Genomic DNA, 16,571 nt, shown 5'->3' on the forward strand with positions numbered 1-16,571 from the left:
CGCCGTCGTGGCGCCCCGACCGCACCGGGTCAGAACAGGTCGAACTCCCCGTCCCGCACGCCGAGCACGAACGCCTTCCACTCCGCACGCGTGAACCGCAGCACCGGCCCGTCGACGTCCTTGGAGTCGCGCACGGCGGGACCGTCGGCCGTGTCGGCCACCTCGACGCAGGGCCCGTCCTTGCAGTGGCTGCTGCGGAAGAACGACCCGGTCCGCCGCGGGGCCGCGTCGCCGGTGAAATCGTTGAGATCGGGCATTGTCGACTCCTTGTGATCCGGCCGGCCGACCCGGTGTCGGTCCGGCGGGAACAAAACTGTCGAATGCGGCCGGGTGTACCACGGGGCGCCGCGCCGGCTATTGCGCGGGGTGTCGCGGGGTCACCGGCCGGCGACTCGGCACGGACTGATCCGCAAAATTCGGGAAGTGGTATTCCAGTGACAGTTCCGGCACGTAGAGAAATTCGGTTCCGATTGCTCGGCCGGCCGACCCTGGAGGTCGGCGGCCGACCGGTCGACTTCGGCACGCCGCGCTCCAGGCGACTGCTGGCGGCGCTGCTGCTGGAGGCGGGCAGGCAGGTCGGCCACGACCGGCTGCTCTCCTGGGTGTGGGACACCGACAAGTCGCGCGAGGCGCTGTACGAGGTCGTCAGCGACCTCCGAGCGGCCCTGCGGCCCTACGGGATCGCCCTGACCAGCCGCGACGGCTGGGCCCGCCTGGAGGTCGACCCGAACTCCGTCGACCTGCACCGCCTGACCGCGCTGGTGGAGCGGGCGCGGGACTGCGACGGCCCCCGGCGGGCGGAGCTGCTGGGCGAGGCGGTGCGGCTGGGTTCCGGCGAGCCGCTGGAAGGGCTCGACGGGGTCAAGGCCGAGAGCTGTCGGCAGGGACTCCGGGCCAAGCTCGAATCCGTGGCGCTGGACCACCTCGGCGAACAACTCCGGGCGGGGCGGTCCGCGGATTGCCTGGACCGCCTGCACCAACTGTTCGCGGAGAAGCCGGAACACACGCGAATTACGGCTCTCTTCATGTACGCGTTGCACATCGCCGGCGACACCATGAGCGCCCTGGACGTCCACCGGCGCCACTACCGGGCGCTCAAGGAGTCCGGTCTGACAATGTCCGAGGGTATCGAGCAGTTGCGGCGCAGGATCGCGGAGGAAGGCCCCGACGTCGACGCGGGCGCGGCCGACTTCCTCGGCGGCGAGCCGTACCGGGACGCCGAGCCAGTGCCGCCCGCGGCGGCGAACACCGAGGCGATGGTCATCAGCCACAACCGCGGCAACTTCGTCTTCGGCTCCGGCCCCACCACGTACGCCGGGGACATCCACTACGAGCCGCGCGACCGGGGGCGGTCGTGAGCGCCGAGGAGGAGCGGGCGGAGGAACCCGCCGGGGAGCAAGGGGCGGAGGAGCGCGAGGGCGCGAAGTCCGAACCGGACACCGCCGAGTCCTACGCGGACATCCAGGAGCTGCGCAGCCAGGGCCGGGCGCACCTCGACGGCGACTTCGACGGCATCATGGTCAACGGCGACGGCCCGTCGACCTACATCGAGAAGTTCGTGGTGTCCGGCGGTCGGCGGGCGCGCGTCGTCGAGGTGGTGGTCGGCGGCGACCGCGTCCGGGCCGAGCAGCGGACGTACCACCGGGTCGACCACTACGCGGACATCGCGAGCGGCCTCAAGGCCGACCACGTCGTCGGCATCTTCGACGCGCCCGGCCAGGGCAGGCGCACCACCGCGGTCAACCTGCTCGCCGAGCGCGTCGACCCGGACCGGGTCCGGCTGCTCGTGCCGGGCGAGGGCATCCAGCCGGCGGACCTGTGCGACGAGCGGGCCGAGCTGTTCGAGAGCGGCCGGGGCTACCTGCTCGACCTCACCGGCTGGCCGGTCGACCCGCTGGTCGTGGACGCGCTGGTGGAGCTGCTGGCCAAGCTCCAGGCGTACCTCGTCGTGCTCGGCGACCGCGGGCACGCGGCGCACCACCAGGGGCCGAACGTCTTCCGGCACCCGCCGCCGAACCCGCTCGACGTGCTGCACACCAGGCTCGGCGTGCTGGCCGAGCGGCACGTCGCCGAGTGCGTCGGCGGGTGCACGCCGGACCGCGTCTTCGCCTACCTCGAACGGTGCCTGGCCGACGCGGACCTGGCCCGCGAGCTGGAGTTCCGGGCGTCGCCGCGGGTGGTCGTGCAGTTCGCGCAGACCGTCGTCCACGGCGCGTGCGGCAACCGGGAGCCGGCGGAGCTGACCGCGAAGCTGCCCGACCGGCTGCGGCAGGCCGCGGTCGAGGCGCTGCGCGAACCGGGCGCCGCACCGGACGAGCCGCACCGCGCGCCGCTGCGGCAGGCGGTGCTGGCGGGGTACGCGGTGTTCCACGGCCGACCGCTCGCCGAGGCGTTCGAGGCGAGCACCCTGCTGTGCCACGAGATCCTGCCGCGCTTCGAGACCCGCGCGCCGGGGCTCGACCGGGCGGTGTTCGACAGCAATTTGAGCGAGCTGATCAGCCACATCATCGTGCAGGACGGACCGGACGGGTCGGAGGGGCCGAAGCTCGCCGAGTTCGTCGCGCCCTCGTTCAGCCGGATCGTGCTCGACGTCGTCTGGCACGACTTCGTCAGCACCCGCGCGCCGGTCGTGGCCTGGCTCGACGTGCTGGCCGGGCATGACCGCGAGCCCATGCGGGTGCGCGCGGCCCAGGCGGCGGGACTGCTGGCCCGCTACGACTTCGACGAGATCCACCGCAGGCTGCTCAGGCACTGGGCCAGGGGCAACGCCCGCTACCGCGACTCGACGGCGCTGGCGCTGGAGATGACCGCGTCGAGCGAGCGGCTGTTCGGGCGGGTGTGCGACCTGATCCGGAGCTGGGCGGAGGAGAGCGCCGACAGCAGGCTCCAGGACTGCGCCGCCCGCGCGTACGGCACGGTCATCGGCGCCCGGCTGCCGTCCGACGCGCTGCGGGCCCTGCGCAGGCTGGCGGCGAAGCCCGACCTCGCCCGCAGCGCCGCGATCTCGGTCGCCCTGGCCCGGCTGTTCGCCGCGAGCGCCCACGAGCAGGTGCTCGACGCCCTCGGCGACTGGCGCGCGGCTCGGGACCGCACCGTCCGGCTGCACGCCGTGCGGGCCATGCTGATCCTCACCAGGGCGTACCTCGGCAGCGACGAGCAGCAGGCGCTGCCCGCCCTCGTCGCCGCCCGCGAGGACTGGCAGGACACCCTCGTCGAACTGTGGCGGGTGGCCCTGATCGGCCGCGAGACCGCGGGCCGGGCGTGGCAGGCGCTGCACCGCTGGCTGCTCGACGCCGAGGACGGCGGGCGCCGCGACCTGGTCGAGTCGCTCGCCGCGCGCGTGTTCGCGCCGCCGGTGGCCGTCCGCGCGGCGTTCCACCTCGACCTCTGGTCCGCGCGGGACCGCCGGTCCGCGCTGCTCGCCCGCCTGCGGGCGCAGATCCGCTCCACCGACAAGGGAAGGACCGACCGCTCATGACCGCCAGGCGCGGGATCATCCGCAGGGCGTTCGACTGGATGTTCGGCACGGGGGAGACCGCTCCCGCACCGCCGATGCGGACCGTCGAGTACGCGCCGCCCGCCGACGAGGAACCGGTCGTCGTCTACGCCGAGGGTGGCATCCTCACGTTCCGGCTGCTGCCGACGTTCCGCTGGTCCAGCAGCGCGGTGGGCTACGACGAGCTGGTCGGCCTGGCGGCCCGGTACCACGGCGCCGCGCGCAGCACGCTCCTCGACCGCGTGTGGACGACCGCCCGCGGGCACCGCCCCGACGACCTCGCCGCCGCCGAGGACGCGATCAACGAGGTGCTCGCGCGGGAGTGGTGCTTCGACGACGAGCACCACGGCCGGATCGGCTACCGCTCGTCGGTCCGCGCGCTGCTCGACCCGCAGCTGCGCGAGCACATCCTGCCCGCCGAGAAGCGCCGGCTCGACCTCGTCTTCGACCACGACCTGGCGATGCTGCGCGCCGACCACGTCGAGGAGCGCACCGCGCGGTGGTTGGCGGCGATCGCCCGGCTGGAGGACGCCGGCCCGCTGGACGGCCACGCCCGGCAGCTGCTCGTGCCGTTCGCGGCGAACCTCGCCGACCAGCAGTTCGCCGAGGTCATGCACGCGTTGGGCGCCAAACGCGGCCAGCTCGCCCGCGACCTCGTCTCGGTGCTGCGCCTGGCCCGCACCGACCACGAGGGCGTCGGCCTCTACGAGTTCGCGAACGCCTACGACAAGGCGGTGCGGGCGTTCTGCCGGCAGATGGGGCTGGACCCGTACGGGTGGACGGCGGGCGTGTCCTCGGTCGAGGGCGGTGAGTCGTGAAGCGGCTGCTCGTGGTGCTGCTGTGCGCGCTGACGCCGGCGGTGCCCGCCTGCGTGCCCGAGCCGGCGGCGTCCGACAAGTGCTCCTGGATGACCGACGCGCCCTTGCGGCCGGACCAGGGCCGCACGTCGGTCCTGGTCGACGTGTCCAACTCGACCCGCGCGTCGGCGCGCCGTCCCGGCGCACCGGACCTCGCGGGCGCCGTGCGGGAGCAGCTCGCCCGCGCGGTGGAGCGCAAGGACGCGGTGTCGATCGGCAGCTTCAGCGGTCCGGGCGCGGAGCCGGTGTCGGCGGGCGGGCCCCTGAACGCCGACTACACGACCGACAACGACCGGAACGAGGCGCAGCGCCGCGAGGACGCCGTCGCGTGCCTGTCCGAGCGGTTCGCCGACGCCGTCCGCGCCGCTCCGGCCGCGGCGGGCACGGACGTCCTCGGCGCGCTGCGCGGCGCGGCGCGGTGGGTGCGCGAGGGCGGCGGGGCCCGGACCGTGGTGCTGGCGACCGACGGGCTCCAGACCACCGGCTGCGCCGACCTCACGCGCGCCGGGTTCGAGGGGCAGGGCGAGATCGACGACATCACGGCGGTGTGCGCCGAGCGCAAGGAGGTGACGCCGGACCTGCTCCGCGACGCCGAGCTGGTGCTGCGCGGCGTCGGCCAACCCGCGGTGGAGCACCCGCGGCCCGACGCGGCGCAGCAGGCGTGGCTGGAGGACCTGTGGCGGAGCCTGTGCCGGGCCACCGGCGTGGCGGCGGAGCGGTGCGGCGTCGCCGCCACCACGGCGACCGGCGGCGACGAGCCCACCGCGGTGGCCGCGGACGTGGCCGACCCGCCGGTCTCGTTCTCGGCGCGGACGCTCCGCTACGAGGTGCCGGGCGACGTCCTGTTCGACACCGGCCTGGCCGACCTGCGCCCGGAGGCGCAGGCGACGCTCACCCGGATCGCGGTGGGCATCCGGACCCGCGCGTACCGGTCGATCGAGGTGGGCGGCCACACCGACTCCCGCGCCGAACCGGCGTTCAGCGTCGAGCTGGGTCAGCGCCGTGCCGATCGGGTCGCGGAGTTCCTCCAGCGCAACGGGCTGTCGGACATCACCCCGGTGTCGTACGGCCGCACGAAGCTCAAGTGCCCCTTCGAGTACCCCGGCGGGGTCGAGGACCCGGTCGCGCTCCAGTGCAACCGGCGGGTGGAGATCGTGGTGACGCTGCGATGACGGCGACCGACGGCAACGGGGTGGTCGGTGAGGTCTGGGTCCCCTCCCGGCCGTGCGGCGACTGCGCGCCGGAACACCTGCCGGCCGGGTCGGTCGAGGAGTCGGAGATCACCGCGCTCGTCCGGGCGTACAGCGCGGGGAACGCGGTGCTGGTGGAGGAGAAGCAGGCGCTGGCGTCCGCGTCCGCGGCGGTGGTGCGCACATTCCGGCAGGTGCAGGACGCCGCCGACCGCATCCGGGTGTTCGCCGGCGTCGGCGAGGTCGTCGAGGCGGGGGACGCCCGGCGGGCCGTCGTGGCGCGGCACGCGGCGGACGGGCCCGAGGACCGTCGGCGGGTCGTGCGGTGGGCGCGCCGGCTGCTGTGGCCGGCGGTCGTCCTGAGCGGCCTTTACGACGCCGTCTACCTGGGCGACATCCTGCAACGGCTCACGTCGGCCGACGAGGGGTCGTTCGAGTACTGGGCGGCGTACCTGCCCGCGGTGGGGTTGACGCTGGCGCTGCTGGTCGCCGGCGCGTTGGTGGCGCAGGCGCTGGTCCGGGCACGCGGTCGCGCGGAACGCGCCACCACGCGGGACGCCCTCGGCGTGCGGCTGGTGCTCCGGCGGCTCGTGACGTGGCGGGACGCGGGCCGGCGCGAGCACGACGACCTGCCGTGGCCGGTGTGGCCGCTCGCGGTGCTGTTCACCGTCGCGGTGTTCACCGTGCTGGGCAGCTGGGCGGCCATCCGCGCGAAGATGTCCGGTGCGGAGTTCGCGGCGCTGAAACCGTACGAGCCCTACGCCGCGCTGCTGATCCTGCTGTCCGCGGCGGCGGTGGTGATGCTCAAGGTGTTGGGGCACAACCCGTTCGCCGACGAGGCGGCCACCGTGGCGAAGGACTTCGCCGCCGTGCGCGACCGGGCGGAGGCGCTCGTCGCACGCGCGCGCGAGCTGACCGTGGCGCACTGGCAGGCGTGGCTCGACCTGGAGGCGCGCTGGGAGACCGCGCGGTCCCGCGCGTGCCGGGTGGTGGAACTCGCGATCGTCGAGCTGCGCGAGCGGCGGTCGGCGAGCGGCGCCGCGTCACCGCTGCAACCGCCCGGTCTCGCGGTGACCGACTCGGTCCCGGAGCTGCTGGTCGGCACGCACGCGGGCGTCGTCCACCTCCGCCTGGACTTCTCCGTGCTCGACCAGGTCGGCGTGGTGGCCGGGACGTACTCGCCCGAGGCGGCGGAGCAGCGGGTGGAGGAGCGGGTCGCGGAGCTGCTCGGTCAGTTCGGCGACCCGACCCGCCGGGCCGGGTGAGGTCGCGGGACCGGGCGCGCGCCGCGCCCGGTCCCCGCGGTGGCCCGGCGTTTGCGAGCCGCGGTTCCGGGCAACCCGTGGTGAGCCGCCAGAACCGACGGGAAGGTGCGACGGTGTCACGGTCGCTCGACACAGATCTGCTGGCAGGTCGGTACCGGCTCCTGGAACGGATCGGGGCCGACGGCACGGTGAGAGCGCACCGCGCCTGGGACGTGCTGCTGCGCCGGCGGGTGGCCGTCAAGCTGTTCGAGCCGATGACCGAGGAGGCGGGCCTGCGGTTCGACCGGGAGGTCGGCGCGCTCGCCAGGCTGTCGCACCCCGGGCTGGTCACGGTCTACGACTGCGACGTGCACGACGGCGTCAGGTTCGTCGTCCTGCGGCTGGTCGAGGGCCGCACCCTGCGCGAGCTGGTCGACCAGGGTCCGCTCCCGCCGGACCACGTGTGCCACCTCGGCGCGGGGCTCGCCGACGCGCTCGCCCACGTGCACGCGCACCGCCTGGTGCACGGCGAGGTGCACGCGTCGAACGTGCTCCTGGACGACGAGGGCGCCGCCTGCCTCGCCGACTTCGGCCTGGGCGACTCGACCCGCGCGGTGGACCCGGACCGGTCGACGAGCGGCGCGACCGACGTGCTCGCCCTCGGCCTGGTCCTCCTGGAGTGCCTGACCGGGCACGCCACCGACCCGACCCGCCGCCCGCCGGCGATCCCCGAGGACCTGCCGGCCGGGCTCAAGAGCCTGCTGGCGCGCATGACCGCCCCCTCGCCGCGGGACCGACCGGCGGCCGACGCCTGCGCGTCCGCCCTGACCGGCCTCGCGTCGGACGTCACCGCTCCCCGGGTGCAGGCGGCCGGCGCGGACATCCCCGCCGCCCGGCGACCGGCGGACGTGCCCGCCCCTCGGCCGGCGGTCGGCGCGGACACCCCGGACCGCTCGAAGCGGCACCACTCGAGGGGGACGCTCGCCGCGTCCGCGGGTGTGCTGGTCGGCGCGCTCGCCATCACTGCCGCCATGACCGCCGACCTCCGCCCGGCGGCGTCCGACCCGCCCGGCACGTCCGCCCCGCCCGCCGCGCCGCAGGCGACGGGGGACGCCCGGCCGGACGAGGCGCGACCCCAGCTCGTGGGCGTCACGCGCCCGGCGGACGTGCCGCCGCCGCCCGCCGCGTCGACGACGGCGCCGCCCGCGCCCGCGGAGCCGGAGGCCGGGCCGTCCGCCACCTCCGCGCCCACGACCACCCCGACCACCTCGGCCGCGACGCCGACCACCACCGCGGTCACCACCACGCCCGGCACGTCGTCGTCGGCGCCACCGACCACCGCGACGTCGTCGGAGAGCAGCGCCTCGCCCGACGTGCCGACCCCGTCCGTCGACGGCGACTGAGCGCGCCTCCCACGCCGGCTCAGACGGTCGTGCGGTGCAGGACGATGTCGTCGAGCCGCGTGCGGGCGTGGACCTTGACCCGCTCGGTGGACGGGCTGGGGTCGCTCCACGCGGACACGGAGTCGTGCACCGCGCCCTTCGTGCTCTCGGCGTCCACGTCGACGGCGGTGCCCGCGCTGACGCCGACCGCGATGCCGCCGGAGGCGTTCCTCAGCTCGGCCTGACCCCGCGACAGCCGGCCGATCCGGATGGGGCAGTCCGCCGCGTCGGCGTGGACGCTGCCCTCGGCGCGGCCGATGTCGAGACCACCGCTCGAGCTGGTGAACGCCACGTCGGCGAAGGCGTGCCCGATCCGGACCTCGCCGGTCGAGCCGTGGTACCGGACGATGCCCTCGACCTCGCCGATGGTCACCGCGGCCGCGCCGCCGTCGAGTTCGACGGCCCCGGCGACGTGCCCGACCTCGACCACGCCCGCCGCGAGGTGCCCCCGAAGCGTTGCGACGCGGTCGAGCCGGACCTGCCCCGACGACACCGCCAGCCGGCAGTCGCCGAGCGGGCCCTCCGCGTCCACGTCCGACCACGCGGTGTGCAGGACCAGCCGCGACGCGACCGGCAGCTCGACCGTGATGGCGACCGAGGCGGTCCGACCACCGGACTTGGTCATCTTGACCGTCAGCTCGCCGTCGGCGAAGTCGACCTTGGTGTGCTCGGCGGCCTTGAGGTCCGACTTGTCGGCCTTGTTGACGGGCTCGACCAGCACCACCGTGTCCGTCTGGTCGGTCGCGACGACCCGCACCCGCGCGCCCGCGGTGGTCAGCGTGGCCGTGATCGGCTCCGGCGTGGCGAATGCAGGCATGGCGATTCTCCCCTTGGTCCCGTGCTGGTGTTCTTCGTGCTCCGCGGACGCGACCGGGAGGTCGGGCCGTCCGCGTGGCGGTTCGTTGCGACAGATGTTCAACGATCAATCTGACACACGGCTGACACGGCTCTGACACCGGTGAGGTGATCACCGGCCGACCGTCGCGGAGCGGTCCGGCCACTCACGACGGTCGGCGTCGGTACCTGGCGCAGGCAACTCCGGGGGCCGCCGCGGCGTCTTGGGGTGGTGGCGTGCGCCACCCGGAGCAGAGGGGACCGATGATCATCAGCGAACGGCGGTCCGGCCCGCCCTGGAAGGCGGTCGTCGGACGACTGTGCTCGGCGGTGTCGAGCCTCGGCCTCGGCTACCTCGCCGTGGTGCCCCTGCTCCTGGTCCACTACGTGATCCACAACAGCTTGTTCGCGGCGTTGGGCTGGGTCGAGCCGGACACGAAGTTCGCCCGCGAGGGTCCGCTCTTCCAGTGGGTCGTCGCGGTGGCGCCGACGGTGGTGCTCCTCCTGGTCTTCCTCGCGGTCAACCTGGTGGTGTCACGCGTGTTCGCGGTGTCCGGGCGGTGGTACTGGACCACCGCCTGCCTACTGGCGGCCATGCCGCTCACGCTGGCCCTGATAGAACCCTCGTTCTGGACCGCCGTGCGGTGGTACTGACCCGCTGTCCGCGAGGCCGCGTCGGTGGTTCACGGCGCGGGTTTCGCCGATCACGTTTTTCGATCGGCGGGACTCGCCCCGTGTGCCGCCGACTCAAAGGCGGCCGAGCCGCCCGACGGAGGAGGGCAAATCCAACACCGCGAGGCCGCGTCGGTGGTTCACGGCGCGGGTTGTGCCGATCATGCTTTTCGATCGGCGCAACGCGCCCCGTGTGCCGCCGACTTCCGGGCGGCCGAGCCGCCCGACGGAGGAGGGCAAATCCAACACGGCCGCGTCGGTGGTTCACGGCGCGGGTTTCGCCGATCACGTTTTTCGATCGGCGGGACTCGCCCCGTGTGCCGCCGACTTCCGGGCGGCCGAGGCACCCGACGGGACCCAGTCGTAGAACCCCGGCTGCGGCATCGCCGGGTGGGCGTAGTGGGTCGTCACCAGGTCGAACCGCGCGTCCGTCCGCCAGGCGCCCAGGTCGGCCTCCACCACCGCAGGCGCTCGCCCACGCGGCTCGCCGTCGCGCGCTCGGCGGCGCGGGCCAGCGCCTCGGCCGAGGTGTCGGCCGCCGTCACCCGCCGGCCGCGCTCGGCCAGCCAGGTCGCCTCCGCGCCCGCCCCGCACCCCGCGTCCAACGCCGTGCCCGGCGTCAGCTCGCCGACCTCCCGCGCCAGGTACGGGTTCGGCGGGTTCCCGCCCGTGGAACCGCCGGCGTCGCCCTCCCGCTCGTTCCACCGGTCCCGAGATGGTGGCAAGCGGTGGGCGATCCGGCGGATCCGGCTGCCGAACGGCGCACCGGGAGCGCCCCGCACGCGGCCGGGCAGCCTCGCGCCGATGCCCGGCCGGTGTATCGCGCGCCCGCCGAAATCCTTGCCGCACAACGCTTTTCCGGACACAACGCCCCGGCTCGTCGGATGGTCGGCGGGCTCCGGCACGAGAACCACCGGGAAACACGCTTGTGGACACCGTCCGCGATCTCCTACTGTGGTGGCGACGATGGGGGATATGCCCCGCTCGCTCGGCGTCGAGCGGCGAGCGGTGTGGTGGGCGGCGGTACCTGGCCGAGGTCGCTGGAGCTGCGTATGACGGGATCACGGGCGCGACGGGTCTCCCGGTTGCTCCACCTCGCCGTGGCGGCGGCGATCATGCTCGTCGCGCCACCCGTCGCGGCCGGGTCGACGACGCGCTGCGACGAGGTGGCGGTGTCGACGGGGGACCGGCGGGTCACCGGCACGCTGTGCTCGCCGCCGAACGCGCGCACGGTCCAGGTGTTGCTGCACGGGTTCACCTACGACCGGCTCTACTGGGACTTCCCGTACCGCCGGCCGACCTACTCCTACGCGCACGCGGCGCGGGCGAGGGGCTACGCGACGCTCGCGCTGGACGGGCTGGGCGCGGGGTCGTCGGCGCACCCGCCGAGCGCGGAGGTGACCTACCACTCCTCGGCCGAGGCGCTGCACCGCGTGGTGGGCGCGCTGCGGACGGGCCTCGGCGGCGCGCGGTTCGACCGCGTGGTCGTGGTCGGGCACAGCTTCGGCTCGCTGGTCGGGTACCTGGAGGCAGGCGTCCACCGCGACGTGGACGCGCTCGTGGTGACCGGCTCCTCGCACCTGCTCAACGCGGCGAACATCGCGAGCAGGCTGGCCGTGAACATGCGGCCGGCCGTGACGGACCCGGCGTTCGCGGACTCGGGGTACGACCTCGGCTACGTCACGACGGCGGCGGGCGCGCGGCGGGAGTTCTACAACACCGCCGACGCGGAGCCGGGCGTGATCGCGGCCGACGAGCTGCACAAGGACGTCGGCTCGCTGCCCGCGCTGGTGACCGCGCTGCCGTACAACGTCGTGAACGCGTCGCTGCTGATCGACGTGCCGACCCTGACGGTCGACGGGTCGGCGGACCCGTTCGCCTGTGGACCGTTGGCGGCGGACTGCTCGTCCTCGGCCGCCCTGGCGGCGTTCGAGCGGCCGTTCTTCGGTCCGCGGGCGACGGTGGAGGCGCGCGTGGTGCCCGACGGCGGGCACAACCTCGCGCTGGAGTTCACCGCCGGTGAGACCGCCGCCGTCATCGGTGACTTCGTCGACCGCCACGTGGGCAGGTGAGGGGGGCGCGATGCTGGAGGGGTGCGTCGACTGGCCGGAGGAGTTCCGCGAGCGGTACCGCGCGGCCGGGTACTGGCGGGACGAGACGCTCGGCGGTCTGCTGCGCGGGTGGGCGCGGCGGCACGGCGGGCGCACCGCCCTGGTCGCCGGCGCGACGCGGTGGGGCTACGCCGAGCTGGACCGGCGCGCGGACCGGCTGGCGGCCGGCCTCGTGGCGCTCGGCGTGGCGGCCGGTGACCGGGTGGTGGTCCACCTGCCCAACCGCGCGGAGTTCGCGGTGGTGTGCTTCGCGCTGTTCCGGGTGGGCGCGCTGCCGGTGCTGGCGCTGCCCGCCCACCGGGACGCCGAGATCGCGCACCTGTGCCGGCTGTCCGACGCCGTCGCCTACGTGGTCCCCGACGAGCTGGACGGCGTCGACTTCCGCGCGCTGGCCCGCCGGGTGCGCTCGGAGGCCCCCTCGGTGCGGCACGTGCTGGTCGCCGGGGAGGCGGCGGAGTTCGTGCCGCTGGCCGAGGTGGACGGCGAGCCGGTGGCGCTCCCCGAGCCGTCGCCCGCCGAGGTCGCGCTGCTGCTGCTGTCCGGCGGCACGACGGGCGCGCCGAAGCTGATCCCCCGTACGCACCGCGATTACGGCTACAGCCTGCGCGCGAGCGCGGAGGTGTGCGGACTGGGCCCTGGCTCGGTGTACCTGGCGGCACTGCCGGCGGCGCACGCCTTCCCGCTGGCGGCGCCCGGCGTGCTGGGCACCTGGTCGGCCGGCGGCACGGTGGTGTTCGCGACGGACCCGAGCCCCGACGGCGCGTTCCCGCTCATCGAGGCGGAGCGGGTCACGATCACCTCGCTGGTGCCGCCGCTGGCGGCGGTGTGGGCGGAAGCGGCGGAGTGGAGCGACGCCGACCTGTCGAGCCTGCGACTGCTCCAGGTCGGTGGCGCACGCCTGCCCGCGGCGTCCGCGCGCCGCGTCCCGGAGGCCCTGGGCTGCCGGCTCCAGCAGGTCTTCGGCATGGCCGAGGGGTTGGTCAACTTCACCCGCCTGGACGACCCGCCGGACGTCGTGGCGACCACGCAGGGCCGGCCGATGTGCCCGGACGACGAGGTGCGCGTCGTCGACGAGTCGGACGCGCCGTTGCCGGACGGGGCGACGGGCGAGCTCCAGGTGCGCGGACCGTGCATCCTCCGGGGCTACTACCGCGACCCGGTCGCCAACGCGCGCTCGTTCACCGCGGACGGGTTCTTCCGCACCGGCGACCTCGTGCGCCGGCTGCCGAGCGGGCACCTCGTGGTCGAGGGCCGCCGCACCGATGTCGTCAACCGCGGCGGCGAGAAGGTGCCGGTGGAGGAGGTGGAGCACCACCTGCTCGCGCACCCGGCCGTGCGCGACGTGGTGGTCGTCGGCGTGCCGGACGCCGGTCTCGGCGAGCGCACCTGCGCCTGCGTCATCCCGCGCGCCGCCGCACCGACGTTGGCCGAGCTGCGCACGTTCCTCCAGGACCGGGGTCTGGCGGCGTTCAAGTTCCCCGATCGGCTGGAAGTGCTCGACAGCTTCCCGCGCACCGGCGTCGGCAAGGTCAGCCGCCGCGCTCTCGCCGCCCGCTTCACCGAACCCTCGGCCGCGACCGGCTGAGCCGAAAGCCCGACGGCAATTCCCCCTACCGCGTACGACACACTCCAACAAGGCGCGTACAAGACACTCCAACGATAAGCGTACAAAGTACCCTAACCGTACGCGTACGAGATACTCTAAAAATACGCGTACCACACACCCCGAAGGTGCGCGTACAACACACTCCGAAGGTGTGCGTACGGCATACCCCAAAGGCGCGCGCACGGTATGCCGCGAAAGTGTGCGTACGGTGTACTTCAACGATACGCGTACAAGATACTCCGTCGATGAGCGTACGGCATACGCAAACGATGGGCGTACGCTCGACGCTAACCATGTGCACATGGCGGGGTCGCCATTGCCGCCCCGTCGCGTGGAGTTCGCGCCGCCCGTCCGTTCATCCGACCCGAGAAAGTTTTGTCCCGTGCGCCGGGTGCCACTTCGTCGTGATCTTTCCGTTGTCCCGACGGGGGTCGCCTAGGAAGTCGGGCGGCGTCGGATGAATCGTTTTAGCCACCGCGTCCGTGGCCTTAATGATCAATTTTCGCGCGTTACCCACGTCTTGCGGACACTGTCCACTACGCGTAGCCTTGTCAACGTTGAGGCAACATGCAGGCAACACGAGCGGGGGAAAACGGGAGCCGTGGCCGGAGCACGTGTCGGACAACGCGAGTGCCGTACCCCGGTCGTGGGCGCCGGGTCGGCGGGGCGTCGGCCGACCTATTGCTTTTCGCGCACCGGGGGGAGTCACGTCGTGGTGGTCGGCGGACCCGGACCGGACGCGTTCTCCGGCAATCCTTTCGGGTTCGGTGCCGCGGGTCCGGTCGACCGCGGCATTTCCGGGCGGCATTTCCGGCGGTCCGGTGGTAATGCGCGGCGGCCAGTCGGAGCAGGCGCCCGGTGCGCCGAAGGGCTGCTCCTCCTCCCGCCGGTGCGCGGGCGGTCGACCCGGCTCCCGCGTCGCGCCGCCAACGCCGCCGACACCACCGACACCACCGGCTCCATTGGCTCTACCGACGCCACTGGCTCTACCGGCTGCACTGACACCCGCGGGTTTCGGTGCGGGGCTGGCGCGTCGCATCGCCTTCTGAGCGCGTCGCACCGCCCGCTCCTGGGCGCGTCGCACCGCCTGCTCCCACCCGCGTCGCACCGGTACGCGGGCGGGGCGTCGTCCACCGGCCGGACTGGGGTCGATCCGGTCGACCTGGGGCTGGACCCGAGTCATCGGATCGGTGGCTCGTCGGTGGCTCGTCCGGGGAAGCGCGCGGCGCGAGCGCGGCCGACGCACCGCCGGGCGGGCCGCGCGCGGCACCGGGCGGCGCACCGCCCGGCGGACCGCCCGGCCGGCGCAGGCCCCTAGCGCCGCGCCGGATCACCGCACCCACCAACCAACCGCACACCGCGCCGCACCACCACACCACTGCGTCACCGCGTCACAGGACTACTGCATCACAGCACCACCGCGTCACCGCACCACTGCGTCACAGGACCACTGCGTCACCGCACCACTGCGTCACTGCAGGCTCCGAACACCGACAGGTCATGGGGTTTCCGATGCGTGCGCTTTTGCTCAGCGGCCTTGGGCCGATGTACTTCAATTCGACCTACCTGGCGGGGACGATGTTCGACCCCGAACCGGGTCCGCACGTCGCCGAAACGCTCCGGCGGGCCGGGCTCACCGGGTTGCGGTTGACCGATTTCGGATTCGAGCACTCCGGGCGCGACTACGCGCTGCTGCGGCCGGTGCAGGAACGATTACCACATCTGACCACGTTCACCCTCGAATCCATCCTCCAAGCGGGCAAGTTCGACTACGCCCACGTGGACCTGGAACACGTGTGGCGGGACGACGTGGAGATGCCGGGCGGCGACTTCAAGGTGGTCCTGCTGTCCACGTCGTTCATCTGGAACCAAACCCTGCTGGCCACCGCGGTCGGCTGGGTCGAGCGCAATCTGCCCGGTGTGCCGATCGTCGTCGGCGGCCAGTACACGAACCTGAAGTTCATGCCGGCGATGAACCACCACGACTCGATCGTCGCGGTGGTGCGCGGGGACGGTGAGGCCGCCATCCCGGCGGTGCTGGACGCGCTCGCGAACGGCGGCTCGATGGCCGGGGCGCCCAACGTCGTGTGGCGGGACGGCGACCGCATCCGCATCAACCCGATCGAGTACGTCGACATGGACGAGTGGCCCTCGCCCGGCTACTCGGGCAGGTTCCCGGTCGTGCCGTACGAGTCGATGCGCGGCTGCCCGTTCGACTGCAAGTTCTGCTCGTTCCCGGCGGCCTCGCCGAAGTGGCGGTACAAGTCGGCGGAGAAGATCCGCGACGACTGGGTCCGCTACGCCGGGGAGAACGAGAGCAAGCTGATCTCCGCGATGGACTCCACGTTCACCATCCCGCCCACCAGGCTGCGGCGGCTGCTGGAGATCCTGCCCGACGCCGGGGTGGCCTGGGAGGGGTTCTCCCGCGCCAACACCGTCGGGTCGGTCAAGACGATCGAAGGGCTGCGCGCCGCGCACTGCGAACAGCTGCACATCGGCTTCGAGTCGATGAACGAGGGCACGCTCAAGCTGATGAGCAAGCGCGTGACGGCGAAGCAGAACCGGCAGGCGCTGCACGCCCTGCGCACCGGCGGGATGGGGTACACGGTGTTCTTCATCGTCGGCTACCCCGGCGAGACACCGGAGATGTTCGCCGACACCCGCGACTTCCTCGTGGAGGAGTACGACGGGCACTTCATGCTCAACCTGTTCACCATCACCGACGAGACCATGCCTTTGTGGCAGGACCGGGAGAGGCTGCGCATCCAGGCCGACGACCCGGAGGACCCGGACTCGAACTGGTCGCACATCGGGATGACCCGCGACGACGCCCTGGCGCTCCAGGCCGACGCCCTGGACCGGGTCCGCCGCCGCAACGACCGCGCGGTGTACCTGCTGTGGCAGCGGTCCTACCAGAACCTGATGCTGCCCCACCGCGACCGCGACACCAACCTCGCGGTGGAGAAGTGCGTCGAGCGGCTGGCGATGGCGCCGCGGGACTTCACCGACCCCGACCGGGGCGCGGCCGAGATGCGCGCCCAGCTCGACCGTCTGGCCGCGCACGGCGTGCGGCCGCTGAGCGGTCGGCCGTTGTGCACGGACTCGCTGTAACGGACAGG

At 73.6% G+C, this 16,571-nt stretch carries 13 protein-coding genes; 10 read left to right on the plus strand and 3 right to left on the minus strand.

What is annotated here, in order from left to right; genetic code table 11:
* Positions 1-29 precede the first annotated feature (29 nt).
* Positions 30-257 carry a DUF397 domain-containing protein gene (locus tag C8E97_RS14315; protein WP_121005755.1) on the minus strand — a complete coding sequence of 76 codons (228 nt, stop codon included), beginning with the start codon at positions 255-257 and terminating at the stop codon, positions 30-32.
* 213 nt (positions 258-470) lie between these two features.
* On the opposite strand from C8E97_RS14315, the gene C8E97_RS14320 reads away from it, so the two are divergent.
* The 6 genes from C8E97_RS14320 to C8E97_RS34535 all read left to right on the plus strand — a co-directional run bounded on the left by C8E97_RS14320 (position 471) and on the right by C8E97_RS34535 (position 8,190).
* Positions 471-1,358, plus strand: a complete 888-nt coding sequence (locus tag C8E97_RS14320) for an AfsR/SARP family transcriptional regulator (protein ID WP_170211847.1) — start codon at positions 471-473, stop codon at positions 1,356-1,358.
* Positions 1,355-3,478: a hypothetical protein gene (locus C8E97_RS14325; RefSeq protein WP_121005761.1), complete on the plus strand. Its 2,124-nt coding sequence runs from the start codon at positions 1,355-1,357 to the stop codon at positions 3,476-3,478. The genes C8E97_RS14320 and C8E97_RS14325 overlap by 4 nt, the downstream gene beginning before the upstream one ends.
* On the plus strand, positions 3,475-4,314 hold the full coding sequence (locus tag C8E97_RS14330; protein WP_121005764.1) for a hypothetical protein: 840 nt from the start codon (positions 3,475-3,477) through the stop codon (positions 4,312-4,314). Before C8E97_RS14325 ends, C8E97_RS14330 begins: the two co-directional genes overlap by 4 nt.
* Positions 4,311-5,525 (plus strand): OmpA family protein, encoded by a 1,215-nt coding sequence (locus C8E97_RS14335; protein WP_121005768.1) that lies wholly within the window; start codon positions 4,311-4,313, stop codon positions 5,523-5,525. Before C8E97_RS14330 ends, C8E97_RS14335 begins: the two co-directional genes overlap by 4 nt.
* Positions 5,522-6,808 carry a hypothetical protein gene (locus C8E97_RS34530; RefSeq protein ID WP_170211848.1) on the plus strand — a complete coding sequence of 429 codons (1,287 nt, stop codon included), beginning with the start codon at positions 5,522-5,524 and terminating at the stop codon, positions 6,806-6,808. The genes C8E97_RS14335 and C8E97_RS34530 overlap by 4 nt, the downstream gene beginning before the upstream one ends.
* Before the next feature lie 113 nt (positions 6,809-6,921).
* Positions 6,922-8,190, plus strand: a complete 1,269-nt coding sequence (locus C8E97_RS34535; RefSeq protein ID WP_170211849.1) for a serine/threonine-protein kinase — start codon at positions 6,922-6,924, stop codon at positions 8,188-8,190.
* A 19-nt stretch (positions 8,191-8,209) separates the two neighbouring features.
* Here C8E97_RS34535 and C8E97_RS14345 read toward each other — a convergent pair whose 3' ends face one another.
* Positions 8,210-9,046, minus strand: a complete 837-nt coding sequence (locus tag C8E97_RS14345) for a DUF4097 family beta strand repeat-containing protein (protein WP_121005771.1) — start codon at positions 9,044-9,046, stop codon at positions 8,210-8,212.
* A gap of 281 nt (positions 9,047-9,327) precedes the next feature.
* Here C8E97_RS14345 and C8E97_RS14350 point away from each other — a divergent pair, with 281 nt between their 5' ends.
* Positions 9,328-9,717, plus strand: a complete 390-nt coding sequence (locus tag C8E97_RS14350) for a hypothetical protein (protein ID WP_121005775.1) — start codon at positions 9,328-9,330, stop codon at positions 9,715-9,717.
* Positions 9,718-10,142: 425 nt separating this feature from the next.
* Here C8E97_RS14350 and C8E97_RS14355 read toward each other — a convergent pair whose 3' ends face one another.
* Positions 10,143-10,586 carry a methyltransferase domain-containing protein gene (locus tag C8E97_RS14355; protein ID WP_246018886.1) on the minus strand — a complete coding sequence of 148 codons (444 nt, stop codon included), beginning with the start codon at positions 10,584-10,586 and terminating at the stop codon, positions 10,143-10,145.
* 201 nt (positions 10,587-10,787) lie between these two features.
* On the opposite strand from C8E97_RS14355, the gene C8E97_RS14360 reads away from it, so the two are divergent.
* From C8E97_RS14360 to C8E97_RS14370, 3 genes are all read left to right on the plus strand, one after another.
* The gene (locus C8E97_RS14360; RefSeq protein ID WP_170211850.1) at positions 10,788-11,807 is read left to right on the plus strand and encodes an alpha/beta hydrolase; all 1,020 of its coding nucleotides are present in this window, start codon (positions 10,788-10,790) and stop codon (positions 11,805-11,807) included.
* A gap of 10 nt (positions 11,808-11,817) precedes the next feature.
* The gene (locus tag C8E97_RS14365; protein ID WP_121005781.1) at positions 11,818-13,431 is read left to right on the plus strand and encodes a (2,3-dihydroxybenzoyl)adenylate synthase; all 1,614 of its coding nucleotides are present in this window, start codon (positions 11,818-11,820) and stop codon (positions 13,429-13,431) included.
* 1,566 nt (positions 13,432-14,997) lie between these two features.
* Positions 14,998-16,563, plus strand: a complete 1,566-nt coding sequence (locus C8E97_RS14370; RefSeq protein WP_121005784.1) for a B12-binding domain-containing radical SAM protein — start codon at positions 14,998-15,000, stop codon at positions 16,561-16,563.
* The last annotated feature ends 8 nt before the right edge of the window (positions 16,564-16,571 follow it).

The sequence above is a fragment of the Saccharothrix australiensis genome, from assembly GCF_003634935.1.
Taxonomy (GTDB): Bacteria; Actinomycetota; Actinomycetes; order Mycobacteriales; family Pseudonocardiaceae; genus Actinosynnema; species Actinosynnema australiense.

What these genes read in the sequence shown, in the direction of transcription:
- C8E97_RS14345 (WP_121005771.1), bottom strand. Translation starts at nt 9,046, where the DNA reads ATGCCTGCATTCGCCACGCCGGAGCCGATCACGGCCACGCTGACCACC.
- C8E97_RS14330 (WP_121005764.1), top strand. Translation starts at nt 3,475, where the DNA reads ATGACCGCCAGGCGCGGGATCATCCGCAGGGCGTTCGACTGGATGTTC.
- C8E97_RS14315 (WP_121005755.1), bottom strand. Translation starts at nt 257, where the DNA reads ATGCCCGATCTCAACGATTTCACCGGCGACGCGGCCCCGCGGCGGACC.
- C8E97_RS14365 (WP_121005781.1), top strand. Translation starts at nt 11,818, where the DNA reads ATGCTGGAGGGGTGCGTCGACTGGCCGGAGGAGTTCCGCGAGCGGTAC.
- C8E97_RS14360 (WP_170211850.1), top strand. Translation starts at nt 10,788, where the DNA reads ATGACGGGATCACGGGCGCGACGGGTCTCCCGGTTGCTCCACCTCGCC.
- C8E97_RS34530 (WP_170211848.1), top strand. Translation starts at nt 5,522, where the DNA reads ATGACGGCGACCGACGGCAACGGGGTGGTCGGTGAGGTCTGGGTCCCC.
- C8E97_RS14350 (WP_121005775.1), top strand. Translation starts at nt 9,328, where the DNA reads ATGATCATCAGCGAACGGCGGTCCGGCCCGCCCTGGAAGGCGGTCGTC.
- C8E97_RS14370 (WP_121005784.1), top strand. Translation starts at nt 14,998, where the DNA reads ATGTACTTCAATTCGACCTACCTGGCGGGGACGATGTTCGACCCCGAA.